The organism is Coxiella-like endosymbiont (assembly GCF_024730665.1).
GTDB lineage: Bacteria > Pseudomonadota > Gammaproteobacteria > Coxiellales > Coxiellaceae > Coxiella.
Map to the genome: position 1 here is coordinate 660,022 of NZ_CP084737.1, position 17,829 is coordinate 677,850.

The window sequence follows — 17,829 nt, forward strand, 5'->3', positions numbered from 1 at the left end:
CCTACCTCCAACGGAAAAGGAAGACAGGGAATGAAAACAACTTTATCATCCCAATTTTATACTACGGGGCACTGATTTCTTAATAAATTCTATAGCTAACGATATTGATCATATACTAGCGTAATAATTCGCGACTTTTAAGAGGTTTTTTCCGAGTAGTTGGCCTAGTGTTATTCGCATGAGACGTTTGATATCTTTTAGCGACTCATCATCAGAAAATGTTTCTTCTCGTAAAGCAACCAAACTTTTTCCATAAAAAATATCTTTCTCCCCACTTTTCTCGCAAAGCAAAAATCCCTGTTCTGGATGATATTGATAAAATTGATCAGCTTTAATGGGTATGTTAGTTTTTATCTCACACTGTAATGGCAAACCATAACCTAATTCCTCTAACAATCGTTTTTCAAAACGACGCAAGATCGCTTCTAAATGACCGTTAATCAATTGAGCAAGTGCTTCCTGATAAGAATAGAATAAATGATGGTAAGGATCATCGTGATATAAGAGACGCATTAATAATTCATTTAGATAGAAACCACATAATAACGACTTGCCTTCTAGAAGATACGGCATTCCATTTAATTCTACGTCTCCTAAACATTTTAAATCATTTTGACCTGCCCACGATACTAAAAGCGGAAAAAATAAGTCTAGCCCACCCCTATAACGTGATTTTAATCCCCGGGCACTGCGCGCCAGTATGGATACACGACCATGGTTCAGAGTTAACAGTTCAATAATCAAACTGGTGTTACTATAAGGACGTTTATGCAAAACAAAGGCGGGCTCTAAAACAACGCGCTGCATCATCCCTCAAACCCCAATTCATTTAATAATCGCTCACTATCTGACCATCCACTTTTTACTTTCACCCACAATTGTAAAAACACTTTTTTATCGAACAGTTTTTCCATATCTGTTCGTGCCGTTATACCTATTTTTTTAAGACGTTTCCCTTCTTTAGCAATTACAATCCCTTTTTGTCCTTTTTTCTCAACCCAAATCACTGCTGAAATGCGAATAATTTTTTCTTCTGGCTTAAAAAAAATAATAGTAACAGCTAACGAATAAGGAATTTCCTGATCCAACGAGCATATTAATTTTTCTCGAATAATTTCAGATGCCATAAACTGATTGCTACAATTAGTTACCTGTTCTGGTGGAAAACAAAATGGTGATTCAGGAATGTATTGAATAATCGTTTGCTCCAAAATACCCACTTGATAACGAGTTTTTGCGCACAACGGAATAATTTCCTGAAAAGGAAATAATGACGAAACCCTTTCAATTAATGGCAATAATTTGGTGCGATCTTTCATTTGATCAATTTTATTAATAACAAGAAAAACAGGTATCTCAAAATTTTTGAATTGGTTTAATACCCATTGATCTTGCACTTTCCAGTGCGGTTCAATCAAAAAAACGACTACATCAGCTTCCTGAAAAGCACTGTGAGTCATACGATTCATATAACGATTTATTGCTCGATATACGTCTGCGTGTAATCCAGGTGTATCTATATAAACGAGCTGAGTATTTTCAAAGGTTTTTATACCAAAAGTGCAAAAACGTGTGGTTTGCGGCTTACAGGAAGTAATACTGATTTTTTGACCCAGAAGCTGATTAAGCAAAGTTGACTTGCCCACGTTAGGGCGTCCAACAATAGCTACATAACCACAATAGATGGATTGATTATTCATCCAACAATTCCAAAAAATATTCAGCAGCTATCTGTTCTGCTCGGCGACGTGCCGAACTAACACCCTGTGTTTTACTAGGAAGCCCTTCAACAGAACACATTACAGTGAATATTTGTGCATGAGCTTCACCAGTTACCTTTGTTGTATACATAGGCAATGGAAATTTCCGAGCCTGTAACCATTCTTGCAAGCGCGACTTTGCGTCTTTATTCGGCGTTATTTTCGATAAATCATCCACCTGTTTCCCATACCAATTTAACAAACAATGCCGACAAATTTCCAATCCTGCATCAATATAAATAGCGCCAACCACTGCTTCTAATGCATCAGACAAGATAGAGCGACGTGATTTCCCGCCGCTTTTACACTCGCCAATGCCTAATCGCAAATTTTCATTAATCCCTAAATCAATCGACAATCGTGCTAACACGTCTCCGTTAACTACCGAAGCGCGCATCTGGCTTAATTCACCTTCTTGTGCTTCCGGGTGCCGTTGATACAATTCAGAAGCAATAACGAATCCCAGAACAGAATCTCCTAAAAATTCCAATCGTTCGTTATTATCCGATCCAATACTGCGATGACTTAATGCACTTTCCAATAATTTCACATTTCTAAACCTGTGGCTTAAGCGATCCATTAATTTATTCAGATCAGCCATGTGAATTCCCTCCGACACTGGGATAATGAAACTACATCAAAATACAATATTATACTGCACGTATACTACATGATCCCACTACGCCGCATCCAATTTATCTAAGGGATGCCAACTCATCCAAATTTCGGATATTGATCCAAGTTAATTTTTTCATGGACATCTCCATTTTCTAGCTATTGTCACTGTCATCTTGATTATCTCCCCATTTATAAAAGTGCCTTTTTTTGTTCTTCGCCATTGACATATATTTTTTTATGGGCCATATAGCTCTGGTAATCAATCACCCGTAATAAAAATAATTTTTGGATCTTTTTGAACCAACGAAATCAATCAATTTACCTTCGTTTTAGTTCATCTAAAGGAATAATTTTTTATAAACTGGCAAGAAAATCTATAAGCAATGTTCTATGGCGAAGATCACTAGAGATCGCTGTCGGCTCCAAAGAAGCGTTGCTGCATGTGATAGATCTCATTATAGGAAAGACCCTCCCCGCGTACTATCCTAAATAATCAACAACATAGGGAAAAGCTTTTGCATATTTAACGAGAAAATTAGCTTTGGTTTTTGAGAGTATGGCTTTTAAAACAAGCTAATTCACTACACTGATAAAACTCGTTGAAAACACGGTGATTATTAAAATGCAATAGATATGATCATTTTTCAGTTTTTGCTCTCAGAATCGCTAAAAAGGCTTCCTGCGGAATAGCGACTTTCCCTACATATTTCATGCGCTTTTTGCCCGCTTTTTGTTTTTCTAATAACTTTCGCTTACGTGTAACGTCGCCACCATAACATTTCGCTGTCACATTTTTCCGAAACGCCTTCACTGACGTACGCACAATAATTTTGGCACCAACCGCTGCCTGTATTGCAACTTCAAACATTTGACGCGGAATCAAATCTTTTAACCGCTCAACCAATTCCCGCCCGCGCATAAATACCTGATCGCGATGCACGATAGTTGCTAAAGCATCCACTTTTTCCCTCCAATGAGGATATCCAATCTTACCAGATCTGCGACCTGAAAGTGATCAAAACTATAATCTAATGAAGCATATCCTTGGCTGACCGATTTTAAACGATCAAAGAAATCCAACATTACTTCACTCAAAGGGGCCTCATAACTAATTGATACTTGTTTACTTAAATACAATAGCTTCTTTTGTACGCCCCGCTTTTTAATACACAGAGTGATCACAGCACCTAAAAATTCTGGAGGCACCAAGATGTTCACCATCACAATAGGTTCTCGAATTTCAGTTATTTTAGTTGTTTCTGGCAAACGACTTGGGTTGTCAATATATAAAATTTCGTTTTGTTTGGTCAAAACTTCATAGTTCACTGTCGGCGCGGTAGTAATTAGTTCAAGATCGTATTCGCGCTCTAACCGTTCCTGGACAATCTCCATATGCAGCATACCTAAAAATCCACAACGAAAGCCAAATCCTAAAGCTTGAGAAGATTCTGGCTCGTAAGATACGGCAGCATCATTTAAGCGCAATTTGGCAAGGGCTTCCCGAAAAGACCCATAATCTTTAGGATTAATCGGAAATAAGCCGGCAAACACTTGTGGTTTCATTTTCTGAAATCCCGGCAGTTGGGTGTTTGCCCCATCTTTAGCATATGTTAACGTATCGCCAACTGGGGCACCAAAAATATCTTTAATTCCAGCAACTATAAAACCTACTGCCCCAATACTCAATTCTTCAAGTGAATGACGCTTTGGTGTGAAATGGCCAAGCTGATCAACATAATAATCCCTACCCGTCGACATTACGCGAATTCTATCGCCTTTGCGTAATATGCCAGCCTTAACTCGCACTAACGATACTACACCTAAATAACTATCAAACCAGGAATCAATGACTAAGGCCTGCAAAGGAGCTTTTGGATCTCCTGCTGGTGGTGGAATCGTCATTACTAGTTGTTCCAATAATTCTCTAACTCCAACCCCTTCTTTAGCGCTCACCCGAATGGAATTATGTGCTTCAATGCCAATAACATCTTCAATTTCCTGAATAGCACGCTCAGAGTCTGCCTGGGGCAAATCAATTTTGTTTAAAACAGGAAGAACGACAACCCCTGATCAATTGCCGTATAACAAGTGGTCACCGTTTGTGCTTCTACTCCCTGCGCTGCATCTACTACCAATAAAGCGCCCTCGCAGGCAGCAAGCGACCTCGATACCTCATAAGCAAAATCCACATGTCCTGGTGTATCGATAAAATTCAGTTGATATGTATAGCCATCTTGTGCTTGATAATTGAGTGTAACACTTTGCGCTTTAATAGTAATACCCCGCTCGCGCTCGATATCCATCGAATCAAGCACTTGGGCTTTCATCTCTCGCTCACTTAAACCGCCACAAAGTTGAATAAACCGATCTGCTAACGTCGATTTTCCATGATCAATATGTGCAATGATAGAGAAATTCCGGATAAATTTTTGTATAACTACTGTCATAACAACCGTCATCTCCTCGACTTTTCAAATACAATGGTCGAAGCGAAAATCACCTCAATTATGATAAATCAAACTTCATAAATGCAAGCGCTTCAGACATTTGTAGAAAAGAAATTAAAGACACAGCTCTCTTTTTGGAAAGCATCCTACCTTTCTTCTCTGGCTTTCTAGTTTTATTTAAGACAAAAAGAGCTGCCAATTAGCAGTCATCAATTATCGATGACAACTATCTTAAAAATCGTCACCCTGATGCTAGGAGTTCCTAACCTAGCACAGATTAGAATAACCCTATGAACATAAAAATAAAGGAGTTGTACGTAGCGCCGGAAGACCAATGAGCAATTAGTTACTGAGAAGAACCCATAGGTTCATCATCTTCTTTTAAGGAAGTCATTAAACAGCTATTTTTCAAAAAAGCACTCAACTCTTTCTTCATATGCAATATATCATTCAACAGATTAGGTGATAGAAACTATGTTTGAAATCGCAAAAGAACGTAATTTGGTGGTTTATTATGCTTCTTGTTTAGAATTGGTGTAGCGAAAAATGACTGTCATGTACTCTTGATCATTATTAAAAAAGCATTAACTATTTTGGGTATTAAACTATTTATTTAAATCGTTAAAGTTAGTGTATCTTTACTTTCGTTTGCCTAGCTTAAACCGCAAACCACAAAAATGATAAGTACGATTCGATTGAATTGTGAATCAAATAATTCATTCATTTCCTCAAAATCGTGAGTAGTTGGCATTAATAACAACAGCGAGCAGGATAACATAGGGGATTGTCTCACACACTATAAGCAAATATACCTAATATACTATAAATATTTCACAATGTTACTTTGCATCACCAAGAGCATCCTTAACCTTAAAATTACCAAGAAAAAATTTAATTTTTATTTTTGCCTTAATGCCCTGGCAGATCTTGATAATAGCCTGAGGAGTAAATAACGGAGATTGTTTTGACCCGGAAACTGCTTTAAGCTTTCAGTACCAATTATCCAGCTTGTGTGCAGTACATGTTGTTTTTAGCAGTTGGTATTATATGTTTTATCACCCATCCACATTCATCATTTTTCGCTGTAAATCCTCCACAAATACAATAACCTACAACAGTGATTAATCTATCATCATAATAAATTAATGGAGTACGATCACGTTGCCACGGAGGAATTTTCCATTTCTGCATCAATTTTTTAAGTGAATATGTTTCTTGCCGCCCTGCTGGTCGGCAGCGTTCTCCGCCACGACGGAACTGGACAGTAATTTTTCGAATATCAATAGCTGTAGATATCCCTTCGCCTTTTTTCTTCGTGGCCTGCAGTACTCCTAAAGTACCGGGCAAATTTAATAAGTGGTTCAAATTCCATGGAATAATCATATGCGCATCATGCTCTGAAGAAGCTGCTGATATATGAAGTGCGTTATCGTACCGCCGAATTTCGGTGCTACCATAAATAAAAGGGGAGCTGCATCCTCCGATGCTTTTAAAACATCGCTTCGTATTTGCTCCAACTGTTTCGTCTGCGGTACACTAAATCCCAGACGATACATCCAACGACGCAAAATATTCCGTTGTTGTTCAGGTGTTAATTGTAACAGCGGTTTAATAGCTAATGCCTCTTTTGTTTTCATAGCTTGTAAGTTCGCATCAGCTGATTGATCCAGCAAATAGGATGCTTCTGCACAGTGACTAGCAGACCTCGAAATAACTGAAAATATTTTAGGCCAACGACGACGCAAAATAGGCAATACTGCATGCCGCAAATAATTTCGGTTAAAGCGCAATTCAAAATTCATATCGTCTTCAATCCAGTGCAAATGATTTTTTTCAGCATATTTTTTTAATTCCTCACGATTCATCTTCAAAAAAGGTCGTAGTAAATAACCCTTCCCAATTTTTTTTTCAAAGGCATTGCGGATAAACCTTTTACGCCCGAGCCACGTAATAACTGAAGTAAAAAAGTTTCAGCTTGATCATTTTGCGTATGCGCGGTTAGCACATTTTCTTCTTCGTGAATGTGATTCTGTAAAACATTATAGCGTGCTCTTCGCGCCACTGCTTCAATACTGTCGCCCGGGTTTAACGTGAGCCTTAATGATTCTGCATGAAAAGAAATTCCCAGATGTTGAGCAATTTTCTTACAATGATCTTCCCATTGATTAGCATTGGGATTTAAATGATGATTAACATGCAATGCGCGAATTTGAATGGAAGAATTCTGTTTTTGACATTCTATCATCGCATGCAATAATACGTGAGAATCCATTCCCCCACTGTAAGCAATACAAAAATAGGGATCATCAGTCAATTCGCGCAGACCAGCAAGAAGCTTTTCCGGTATCAACATAGCTCAACCCTTTCCGTAACTTAACCAACGAAGATAGCGCTCTTCCAACAATAGCTCGATGGGTTTCGATTGCAAATTCATTAAATTCGCCTGTAGTTCTTTTTGAAGTGTAGCGGCAACCGTGTCAACATCCCGGTGAGCGCCTCCGACAGGCTCTTTAATTATTTCATCAATTAAACCGAGCTCATATAGACGGTTAGCAGTGAGCCCCAAAGCATGAGCGGCCTCACCAGCTTTTTCTGAGCTTTTCCACAAAATGGAGGAGCACCCTTCTGGGGAAATTACAGAATAATAAGCATATTGCAGCATTAAAGTTCGATCACCAACCCCAATAGCTAAAGCACCACCAGAACAACCTTCACCCAGCACGGCACAAATAATAGAAGTTTTTAATTTCGACATTTCAAACAAATTCCGCGCAATGGCTTCACTCTGATTCCGTTTTTCAGCACCTATACCAGGGTAAGCGCCTGGTGTGTCAATTAACGTGATTAAGGGAATCGAGAATCGCTCAGCTAGCTTCATTAACCGGAGCGCTTTTCGAAAATCTTCCGGTTTCGCCATTCCAAAGTTATGATAAATTTTTTCTTTTGTTGTTCGCCCTTTTTGTTGACCGATAACCATAATGGGCTCTTCTCCCAATCGAGCGAGGCCCCCAATGATCGCAGTACCTTGTGAATAATGGCGATCGCCTTGTAATTCATTGAAATCAGTAAAAACACGATGGAGGTAATCCTTTGTATACGGGCGCAATGGATGACGCGCTAATTGAACAATTTGTTTCGCTGTTAAATGAGAAAAAATTTGACGTGTTAATTGCTCACTTTTTTCTTCCAACTTGGCAACTTCCTCGATAAGATTGATATCTTGGCTGGTGCCAACACGGCGGAGCTCTTCAATTTTTTCCTGGAGCTCCGCGATGGGTTGTTCAAAATCTAAATAATCTAAGTTCATGATATCTATTCGCTGAAATTTATAGAGTTTAATTTAGCAGTTTCTGCTGTCTGCTGCCAAGGGGGTAGTATGTCACTTTTTTCCTATAAAGGATCAATTGTTGTGATTATTACTCTTGTTACGCTGGTGGCGGGATTTACTTCACTACGTTTTATCCGGCGTTATCAGCATTTTTTGGATGTTGGTAATGCCTTTACTGATGGTATTTTTTTAGGAACAGCCGCTTTTCATATTTTCCCTGATTCTCTTCAGGGCATTCCAATCATGCTCGCGATTCTGATTACATTCGTTGGTTTTTTCTTTTATTTATTTTTGAGCGATGGATAATCTATCGCGAAAAGAAGCGTCAAGCAATAGCAAATGATTATATACGTACTGCGAGTGGTTTGTTGATGTTAGTTGGTATTTTATCTGTCCATGCGTTTATTGCTGGCTCTGCTCTGGGAGTTTCAGATACGATAAGTAACGTCTCTATATTGTTAGTCGCAATTCTAGCGCATAAAGGATTTGAAAGTTTTTCTTTGATAATTGGATTACATCAGAGTTTGAAAAATGAAAAACAAATCAAAGGCATCCTGTGGACATTTAGCTTCATAACACCTCTGGGAATTATCTTGTCTGCTTTGGTTCAAATATTTTTTCAAACACCTGACTTGATTACTAGCCTCTTCAGTGCTTTTTCAGCCGGTAGTTTTCTTTATATCGGCACACTGCATGTAGGACACAATCACCTCCACCTTCCGAAATCCCCTATGAACATTTATGAAAAAATCTTGATTACTCTTATCGGCATTGCGGCTATGGGAATAGTAGCTATTTTGGGATAGCTGTTATAGAAATTCGCTCATCAAAGACAAAACACTTTCCTTTAAAATAATTACCCCCACATTTTTCGTAATAATGGAGAATTCCACCGTCAAGTTGATAAACTTTTTTAAATCCTTTTTTTATCATCAGAGCAGATGCTTTTTCACAGCGAATACCTCCAGTACAAAAAGTCACAATGAGCTTGTCTTTGAGAGATTCTGGCAATTGATCAACAGCGCTTGAAAAATCACTAAATGATTTAAGGCGAAGATTAATCGCGTTTTTAAACGTTCCCATAACAATCTCGAAATCATTACGCGTATCTAAAATAATCATATCTTGTTTCTCTTCATACCAACGTTGGAATGTTTCAGGCGAGATACGTTGCGCTGTTTCTTTCTCAGGATGAATATTAGGACAGCGCATTGTGATGACTTCTTTTTTAATACGAATCACGAATTTTTTAAATGGACAGGACGCTGATAGCGTTTCTTTATAAACTATATCGCTCAAAGTCGATATATTGGATAAAAACTGCTTATACTTATCAATATTTTTTCGTTCTCCAGCTATCATTAGATTAATCCCTTCGGTACTCAATAAAATTGTACCTTTTAAATGGGACGCGAGCGCTTCTTCTCTCAGATCGTTTTGCAACGTGGGTAATTGCTTATTTTCGAAAGTTAGAAATTTATAAGCAGCTATATTGATTATTTTCATCTTTCACTCTCAAATAACTATACGCATCAAGACTTGTTTTGTCGCCATGAAAAGGCGCAAGTCTTTTGTATCTTGCTTTTTTCTTTCATGAATGGATACCCACGCGACTAGCTCCAGCGGGCCCCAAACACAAGCCCGCGCCATTAAAAATACCGATGATAGCTTGACATTTCTTCAGTAATTGATAATGCGGCTTTTCCCACACACCACAGCAGTAGTTCACCTCCAATTTAGCAAACTGGGCCCCTATAAGTCGATTCAATACCGCTCGAGGCATCTCCCCCGGGCTATCAAAACTAATTAATATTAGATAAATCAAGAACAACAGCAACAGTGTGGAGTATATCATACTTATCATACTGACAGTCATATAGGAAGCTGCAAAACGTTTCCTCAATAAAACTGTACCTTCTTAATTTCTAACAATGGAGCACAGTATTTATTTACAACATAACTTAGTTAATTGAAAAAATACCTACGGCTATTATATCATTCCAATGCAATCCGGAATGCAATTTAAATAAATAAAAAATAATTTTTCATCTCACTCTTTTTGAATCCAGGATTGCACCATTATTTATACAGCGTGAATCTTAATCTATCAGTCTTCCGTTTTGGGGGAACGTTCTAGAAGTTCTCGCACTGCCTGGTGAGGATCTAAATTTTCGTGCAGGATTCGATAAACTTGATAAGTAACTGGCATTTCAACAGCATGCTTTTTAGCTAACTTATACACTTGAGCAGTATTATATAAACCTTCGATCGCCCGCCCAATAGCCTGTTCTGCTGTTTTTGGATCCACACCTTTTCCTAAGGCTAATCCAAACTGGCGATTACGCGATTGATTGTCCGTACAGGTAAGCACTAAATCACCCAACCCTGCTAAACCAACCAGTGTTGCCTGTTTACCGCCCATAGCGTAAACCAATCGCCCCATCTCGGCTAATCCGCGCGTAATTAACGCAGCACGCGCATTAGCGCCTAATCCCAACCCATCGCAGATACCTGTCGCAATCGCCAAAATGTTTTTCACGCCTCCACATAATTCCACACCAATCATGTCATCATTTTGATAAACACGAAAACATGGGCTATGCAATCGCTTAATTAAGTCTTTTGAAAATTCAGCTTTATTACTTGCTACTGCAATCGCCGTAGGTAAATTAGCGACCACTTCTGCTGCCAGGCTGGGTCCAGATATTGCTGCCATAGTCAAATGTCCTAATTCCATCTCTACCACCTGATGCAATAAATAACCTGTCGTAGCCAAACCTTTCGTCCCCCACGCAATACGAGCATTTGAGTTGATATAAGGTTTGATCCGAATCACTACTTCCTGAAACGCAAAACTCGGCACTACGATTAAAATGTCGCTGACGTTATCCAAACTACTTGCTAAATTATCAAAAACATAAAGAGTTTTAGGAAAAGGATAATTAGGTAAGTAACGATTATTAACACGTTGCCCACGCATTTTATCAACGTGATCTTTCTCACGAGACCAGAGCCGAACTTTTTGTCCATTTCGTGCCAACACAAGCGCCAACGCAGTACCCCATGAGCCTGCGCCTAATACCGTGATGAAACGACTAGTCATCGATCGTATTTCTAATGCACACACTCGCCGTCTTGCGAGTGATTCTGTTGTTCTAGGAGAGTATCAAAATTGACTGGGGCTAAATAAAGTTGAGGGAAACCTCCACGCATAACCACATCGGTAATCGCCTCTCGTGCATACGGGTAAAGAATGTTCGGACAAAAACTTCCAAGCATAGGACGCATTTGTGTTTTTGGAAAATTTTTAATAGTGAACATACCGCCTTGATGTACTTCCGCCAAAAATATCGTCTTATCTTTCATCGTCACATTAACAGTTACTGTTAAAACGATCTCATGGTTATCCCCACCTAAATCATTAGCCTTAGTAGTCAAATCCATGTTTACCTCAGGTTGCCATTCTTCCAAAAAAACTAGCGGAGAATGAGGTACTTCAAATGACAAATCCTTTACGTACAAACGCTGGATAGCAAATTCGGGTTCATTACTATACATATCAGCTTGTTGCACTTGTTTTTTTTCTGCCATTCAAAGGTTCTACTTAATTATTTTAACAGCGTGTCTAATTGTTTCTTTTGTTCCAATTCCCACAATGCATCAAAACCTCCTATCCCACAATCATTGATGAATATTTGAGGAACGGTGCGTTGTCCATTACTTCGTTTTAACATTTCACGGAATTTGGCTTCTTCTTGATCAACACAAATTTCCTTGTATTCAATGCATCTCCGATCCAAAAGCGCCTTAGCTCTGATACAATAAGGACAACGGGCAGCAGTATATATTTCAACCTTCGCACTCATTTAACTATTGGCATGTTATCACTCTTCCAAGCGCGCATGCCACCTATTAGAATATAAATTTTTTCATGTCCTTGCTTGTGCAGTTTGTTGATAAGATATCTTGATTTTTGACCAATCGAACACACCATAATCAACGGTTGATGCTTGTATTGTTCCAGGTATTTTATATTCTTATCCAATTCTATAAGGGATATGTGAACGGCATTGGTGATATGGCCTTTTCTATATTCACTCACATCGCGAACATCAATGACCACAGCCTTTTCACTGTTAATTAAGCGAGTTGCTTGAAAAGGGGTGAGACGATTTTTCCCAGTAAGACCTCTAGTAAGCGCTTCCATTATAAATAGAAAAAATAGCGCGACTAAACTGCTAACGAAAGCAGTTACCAAAATCCAATGGTTAACAAAAAACTGTGGAAACTTTTCCATTACCTACACTACAAAACTTAAACTATTTTAAGTATACTGGATTTTCAATACGGTTGAAATACCGTAGCAGTATTTCTTATTCTACTCTAAAAAAGACACTCAAATGAAAATGGGTTTTTTCATATCTTTCCTGTGTCCATTATCTTTGCTATCAGCCAAATGTAAAATTAGTCAACCAAATTTAAAAACCTTCTCTTAATAGAAATTATAAAAGAGTGAGCAATTGGGGAGAAATATTAAGGACATGATCTTTTTTGAATTCAATGTTTCCCATCTATATCGTTGCTAATTTAAAATACGGAGAAACAATTTTCTAAAAAATTATCTACCATCAAAGCAATAGCAACAAAATTTGAAATATTGGATTGAAAATTTGTGACGATAAATTAAGTTTATACAGAAATTATCTCTGGATACCCACGGTGGACTCCTGATAGATATATCATTTTATGAAACCCTGAAGGCCGATTCAATGGATAACTAAATACTCTCCCGGCAGCGCGCCAGGGGGGTCCTCCTCCTCCGCGTATTTAACGAAATTCTTTGCAGCAACCCCCTATCCCTCTCCGATTGTCTAGCTAGCCATTGGAACTATGTTTGTATAGAAAACTCTTCACTGGTTGAATCAATATCGAAAAAACAAAAATAGCGTATTTTAAGGAAGACTAAGAAAGGATTGACAATGCTTTTTTCATTTTCTCTTTCTGAAGAGTTGACAAATTAGCAATGTTTAGAGTTACTAACCCTAATTTTTTATAAAGCTCAGAAAGTTCTATTTTTGACAGTACACGCAAATGTTCACTAATTGTATTAAGATCACCTCGTTTGATCGGGCCGGTTAAAGATTTTTCTGCCGATTGTGTAACCTCGATGTTTTCCAAAGTATTTTTCATGAGATTCATGGTCATTTTTACTGCAGTACTATCTTCTATATCTGCTTCTTTTAAGCAGGATAATGCACTTTTAAACAACGTGACTAAATAATTAGAAGCAAAAATGCCAGCGGCATGGTAGATGATTTTTTTACTTCGGTCAACGGGATATACTAAATAACCTATTGTGCTAAAAAGCTGAGTTAATGTCTCAACGGCGTTTTGATCACCTTCGATGGCACAATAAGCATTTCCTGACTGAAGAGTATTCTCTTCAATAAAACTTCGCAGAGGATGTGCGCTCGCTACAGAACAGTTCTTTTTTTCACTGAGATGAGTTGATCCGATGTCAACGCTCCACTGCAATGCACTACAATGCTTCTTTTTCTAAGATTGTTGCTCTTGGCTAATTTTTCACAGCAAGTTTGAATATCATCGTCCGGAGTTGTGATAAAAGTCAAATCAGCGGGTGGTAACGCATTAATATTTTTATAACTCTTTCCCTGCCCAATAAAATTGACAGCGTCAATACCACTTCGTGCATTGCAGATTCCCTGAATCATCGCAGCTTTATTAATTGCTATTTGCTTAGCAATATTTTTCCCAAGTTTCCCTGCACCGATAAAATTAACTTTCATCATAAATGTAACCTGCTTATTCATTAAAATTTTCTATTTTTATTGGTAATAAAACATCTGCAGGTTTAAAATCGAAAAACTGACTAAAAAAGTATAACTCTGATTCAAGCGCCGCTTTAATCGTTTCTACATCACGAAAACCGTGTTGTTCATGTTCAAATGTTAGATAAGAATAAGGCAATCCTTTTTTATTTATCTCTGTAACCATAATTTCTGACTGAGAAGGTGGTACGAGCTGATCTTCCAAGCCATGTAAAAGGATAATCGGACACACCAAGCGATCTGTATAATGAATCGGTGATCGTGCTTTATAAAGTGCTTTTTCTTCTGGATATTTACCCACTAAAGTCTCTAAATATCGTGATTCAAATTTGTGAGTATTGTCCATAAAATCTTCCAAATCTACAATACCAAAATAACTAGATCCGATAGAGAATACGTCATAAAAAATTAAGGCGCATAAGGCAGTATAACCACCTGCACTGCTACCGCGAATAATTAATCGTTTTGAATCTACTTTCCTTTCTCTTACCAAAAACTTTGCCCCATTGACGCAATCAGCAACATCGACTACCCCCACTTTTTTTTAAACGCTCACGATAAGCTTTTCCATAACCCGTGCTCCCACCATAATTTACATCCAAAACAGCAAATCCACGACTAGTCCAAAATTGATTTTTTAAATTAAGTGCTGTTGAGGAGGCACTGGTAGGGCCTCCGTGGCTGATAACAATCAGAGGTGGCTTTTCATTTTTCGGAGTCATATAGCTGTCGTTGTGTGGTGCGTAATAAAAACCATGCGCCGTTTTTCCATTATCGGTTGAAAATTCAATTGCTTGTGGAGTAGAAAAATATTTTTTATCGATTGTTAGAAAAGCACTTTCGTACAAAATAGCAAATTGTTTATCTTTTAAATCATAGCATGCTAGAGTGGGAAATCGATCGTAACTAGCACCAATAAAAAGGATCTTATTACTTTGAATCGCTAACGTGGGTATAAAATCAGTGAAAGGTAAATTAAATGCGGAATAGCGGCCCTCTTTAATTAAGCCAAGCGTTTGCTCCCCTTTTTTGTCACAATAACTACGATTTGATTACTATGAAGGAAATCATACGTTTTGATTTTAAAAACCCATTGGGGATAATCGCAATCAGCATCCATCGAACAAATTAATTTGAGTCTTTCGTTGTCATAACAATAAATATTTCCAAATCCACTTTTATCAGAAACAAAATAAAGTTTTCCATCGTGATTAAAGGAAGGCTGGGAGGCGAATTCGTCGACACTGCCTGTAATTTTATTGGCATTGATTAATTCGAGAGTCGGCGTTAAATCAGCTAACCAAAGCTCAGTCCCGTCCCAAGGCATTTTAGGATGATTCCAGCAAATCCAAGCGATTCGGTTTCCTATTTGATTCAATCGTGGTGCCGCATAAAAATCATATCCTCGTGTCAATACTTTTATTCTCTGGCTTCCGTCAGTAGCAATCGCAACGAGCTCATTCTCAACGGATTTTCCGTGTGATTCTCGAACTACTATTAACCATCTTCCATTGTGAGTGACTACACCATCTGCATAACGTAGTGCTGCCGTCTTCTCTGGTACGGGGGTAAGCGGCTGTGGGTCTTCTTCACCTATATTTTGGCGATACCAACGTTGGTCTGTATCATTAGAGAAATAAATAACATCTTGATGAATGACATAATTACCACCCCCATATTCGTGTACCCGTGTTCGTGCGCTAAAACCAGAAGGCGTAACCGCTTGAATATCTCCTGCTGAAGATAAACACATAATAACTTGGCGTCCTGCTTTTTCAGGACAACGTTCCAACCAATAAATATTATTGCTACTCGATTCAACCTCCATTAAAACTCGAGATGAAGATGCTGCTAAGCTAGCACTAATTGGAGATTGCCACGCACCATAAGCTGCTTGTTTTTTGATCTGCATTTAACTGAAATCTATGAAACTTAATTTAAAAAGGATCCTGAGGATTTTTCTTTGTCTGAGCTCCTCGTTTAAATCGACTACCCAATAACCTCGATGCTTCTCAGCTTATTCTATCTCAGCTGTTCTTTCTTTATTCCTTCTCGTTTCTGAAAAAACTTTAATCTAGTCGTCCTTCTGAGGACTAACTAATGTATCTTCTGTAAAGTCCAGCAGTTTTATTTTATAGACCACACTTAGCAACCTAATCTTATGACGCCAACACTGCTGATTTTCGGATCACTTTAGCATACCGAAAATAATTTACCAATAAAAAGCATAAAATGATTTTTGAATAGAATTGCATTCTGCTACATTTAAGTAACAGCTTAATCATTTTTTTTAATTGCGGAAATAAAGAACTTCTTTGATCAGCAATTTTTCAGCTCTGGTGTTATATCGCGTGAAGGATCTAAATTAAAAGAAAAAATAAATTTAATATCAATAATTTTCACTAAAAATTTAATATATATCTTACTCATCGCACCATTAACATAACTAAATGGCGAACCCTGCTTGCTGATTTTATCAGTAGTAATTTTTGAAAAGGACTACCCCCTAGTTATAAACATAAACTGTGTTGAATTAGCGCAGTAAACTTGAGTATCCAAGGATAAATTCTCGGAAATATAGTTATTGATTTGACTAAAGAGGAAAACCATTCAATATATTGAAATAATGGATAACTTTTAAGATGTCCTACAAATGATTCATGATAGTGAGGACAGGCGAGTGAATAATAATGATTAGGATTTTCAATAATGTAATTTCTTCTGTATCCAAATCACCCATAATTTCTTTTATGTAAGGGTTATATTGTACGCTATAACTGTTCTTAAAAGTAGGGTTTCTCGTTGAACTATTTGAAATAAATAAGAAAATTGGAAAAAGCTATTTCCTCTGGTGATACTTTAAGTCTGAGGTAACTATCTTTTGAATTCGCTCTGTAGTTTTATCGTTTAGTAAATTTCTATTTGGAAGTTTACGGTATGCTAACTATTCCGATCAAGGTTCATCAAAGACATAAAAAATTCCCAATATCAAAATTCAAGGAAATTACTTCTTTTCTTGTTATTGGAGAGCGCACAGCAATCTTACCAAGCCCATTGTTTTTCATTATCACAACGAAAATGCAGACGAAGTTAACGCCGATGAAGGTCTTTTAATTAGTCTCTCGAAGTAAATAATAGCTTTATCTTGAAAATCAAACGATAAGGAAATTACTCTTTCTCATTGTTTCCAATATAAAAATCCTATTCATTTTTCTATTTGAACTCAACTGTTTGGCGGTCGCTTGGTACGCCTGATAAAGGAGAGTATCTTTCTAGTTCCCAGTTTCTTATCAGACTACTCTAAAAATTTGAACAAAGAAGATTGCATGACTTCGTCTTGCTTAACCCTTAAATCTATAATGCATAGCTTTTCAATTACTGTTGTGCTCTGCGTATAAAAAATTCCCTTATTCTCTATCATATTTATTCTTAAATTTAAAATCGAGAGACAAATCTTATCCAGACAATGGAAATCTTGAAAATGAAATCCCCATCTTCTTAAAAATTTTTTTCGAACAGCTTAGAGATGATATTCCATGGTTAAACTCTTCAACTCTCTAGTAGTCTGATGAGATTATTGTTTTAACAATTTTGAAAAAGCTCTTACAACATTATATTTTTAGAATTCAAAATGCTCTGCTGGACTAAAAAAATACAGCAATTCGTCAGCAATTTCTTTAACTTATCAAGATCTGTTACGATAGTTGAAAGTCATATCTCAAAATTACTCGAGGCGAGCAAGTATATATCTGATGCTAAGGGAGCTCTGTTTGATTTTTCAGTTAATACATCATGTTAATCATAAGTAATCCCGCAGTAATCTCTCG

General features: G+C 37.5%; 16 protein-coding genes and 4 pseudogenes. 2 read left to right on the forward strand and 18 right to left on the reverse strand.

What is annotated here, in order from left to right; translation table 11 throughout:
- Positions 1-115: 115 nt before the first annotated feature.
- The 8 genes and pseudogenes from recO to LG660_RS02865 form a co-directional block, all read right to left on the reverse strand.
- Positions 116-810 (reverse strand): annotated as a pseudogene (gene recO, locus LG660_RS02830) (DNA repair protein RecO).
- Complete coding sequence (gene era, locus LG660_RS02835; RefSeq protein WP_258267213.1) at positions 807-1,700, reverse strand: GTPase Era; 894 nt, start codon at positions 1,698-1,700, stop codon at positions 807-809. The pseudogene recO and the gene era overlap by 4 nt, the downstream one beginning before the upstream one ends.
- Complete coding sequence (gene rnc, locus LG660_RS02840) at positions 1,693-2,361, reverse strand: ribonuclease III (RefSeq protein ID WP_258267214.1); 669 nt, start codon at positions 2,359-2,361, stop codon at positions 1,693-1,695. Before rnc ends, era begins: the two co-directional genes overlap by 8 nt.
- A gap of 654 nt (positions 2,362-3,015) precedes the next feature.
- Positions 3,016-4,825: pseudogene (gene lepA / locus LG660_RS02845) on the reverse strand (translation elongation factor 4).
- A gap of 999 nt (positions 4,826-5,824) precedes the next feature.
- Complete coding sequence (gene tilS / locus LG660_RS02850; protein ID WP_258267215.1) at positions 5,825-6,208, reverse strand: tRNA lysidine(34) synthetase TilS; 384 nt, start codon at positions 6,206-6,208, stop codon at positions 5,825-5,827.
- Positions 6,205-6,627: a TilS substrate-binding domain-containing protein gene (locus LG660_RS02855; RefSeq protein ID WP_373566707.1), complete on the reverse strand. Its 423-nt coding sequence runs from the start codon at positions 6,625-6,627 to the stop codon at positions 6,205-6,207. Before LG660_RS02855 ends, tilS (LG660_RS02850) begins: the two co-directional genes overlap by 4 nt.
- Positions 6,628-6,630: 3 nt before the next feature.
- Positions 6,631-7,178, reverse strand: a pseudogene (gene tilS / locus LG660_RS02860) (tRNA lysidine(34) synthetase TilS); the annotation flags it as partial.
- Between the two features lie 3 nt (positions 7,179-7,181).
- Positions 7,182-8,132 (reverse strand): acetyl-CoA carboxylase carboxyltransferase subunit alpha, encoded by a 951-nt coding sequence (locus tag LG660_RS02865; protein WP_258267218.1) that lies wholly within the window; start codon positions 8,130-8,132, stop codon positions 7,182-7,184.
- Between the two features lie 69 nt (positions 8,133-8,201).
- On the opposite strand from LG660_RS02865, the gene LG660_RS02870 reads away from it, so the two are divergent.
- Both LG660_RS02870 and LG660_RS02875 read left to right on the forward strand, forming a co-directional pair.
- Positions 8,202-8,459 (forward strand): ZIP family metal transporter, encoded by a 258-nt coding sequence (locus tag LG660_RS02870; RefSeq protein ID WP_258267219.1) that lies wholly within the window; start codon positions 8,202-8,204, stop codon positions 8,457-8,459.
- A 65-nt stretch (positions 8,460-8,524) separates the two neighbouring features.
- Positions 8,525-8,959: a ZIP family metal transporter gene (locus tag LG660_RS02875; RefSeq protein ID WP_258267220.1), complete on the forward strand. Its 435-nt coding sequence runs from the start codon at positions 8,525-8,527 to the stop codon at positions 8,957-8,959.
- On the opposite strand, the gene trhO is transcribed toward LG660_RS02875, so the two are convergent.
- From trhO to LG660_RS02930, 10 genes and pseudogenes are all read right to left on the reverse strand, one after another.
- Positions 8,946-9,659: an oxygen-dependent tRNA uridine(34) hydroxylase TrhO gene (gene trhO, locus LG660_RS02880; protein ID WP_258267221.1), complete on the reverse strand. Its 714-nt coding sequence runs from the start codon at positions 9,657-9,659 to the stop codon at positions 8,946-8,948. The genes LG660_RS02875 and trhO overlap by 14 nt on opposite strands.
- A gap of 85 nt (positions 9,660-9,744) precedes the next feature.
- Positions 9,745-9,882, reverse strand: coding sequence for a hypothetical protein (locus tag LG660_RS02885; RefSeq protein ID WP_258267222.1), 138 nt, complete (start codon positions 9,880-9,882; stop codon positions 9,745-9,747).
- 378 nt (positions 9,883-10,260) lie between these two features.
- Positions 10,261-11,256 (reverse strand): NAD(P)H-dependent glycerol-3-phosphate dehydrogenase, encoded by a 996-nt coding sequence (locus LG660_RS02890; RefSeq protein WP_258267730.1) that lies wholly within the window; start codon positions 11,254-11,256, stop codon positions 10,261-10,263.
- Between the two features lie 11 nt (positions 11,257-11,267).
- A complete protein-coding gene (gene secB / locus LG660_RS02895) occupies positions 11,268-11,744 on the reverse strand; it encodes a protein-export chaperone SecB (protein ID WP_258267223.1) in 477 nt (158 codons plus the stop codon).
- A gap of 17 nt (positions 11,745-11,761) precedes the next feature.
- A complete protein-coding gene (grxC, locus tag LG660_RS02900) occupies positions 11,762-12,019 on the reverse strand; it encodes a glutaredoxin 3 (protein ID WP_258267224.1) in 258 nt (85 codons plus the stop codon).
- A complete protein-coding gene (locus LG660_RS02905; RefSeq protein ID WP_258267225.1) occupies positions 12,016-12,450 on the reverse strand; it encodes a rhodanese-like domain-containing protein in 435 nt (144 codons plus the stop codon). The genes grxC and LG660_RS02905 overlap by 4 nt, the downstream gene beginning before the upstream one ends.
- A gap of 665 nt (positions 12,451-13,115) precedes the next feature.
- Entirely contained in the window at positions 13,116-13,688 is a 573-nt protein-coding gene (locus tag LG660_RS02910; RefSeq protein ID WP_258267226.1) for a DUF2520 domain-containing protein, read from the reverse strand.
- A complete protein-coding gene (locus tag LG660_RS02915) occupies positions 13,628-13,984 on the reverse strand; it encodes a hypothetical protein (protein ID WP_258267227.1) in 357 nt (118 codons plus the stop codon). Before LG660_RS02915 ends, LG660_RS02910 begins: the two co-directional genes overlap by 61 nt.
- A pseudogene (locus tag LG660_RS02920) lies at positions 13,977-14,724 on the reverse strand (alpha/beta hydrolase family protein). The gene LG660_RS02915 and the pseudogene LG660_RS02920 overlap by 8 nt, the downstream one beginning before the upstream one ends.
- 281 nt (positions 14,725-15,005) lie before the next feature.
- A complete protein-coding gene (locus LG660_RS02930; protein ID WP_258267230.1) occupies positions 15,006-15,914 on the reverse strand; it encodes a TolB family protein in 909 nt (302 codons plus the stop codon).
- Positions 15,915-17,829: the final 1,915 nt, after the last annotated feature.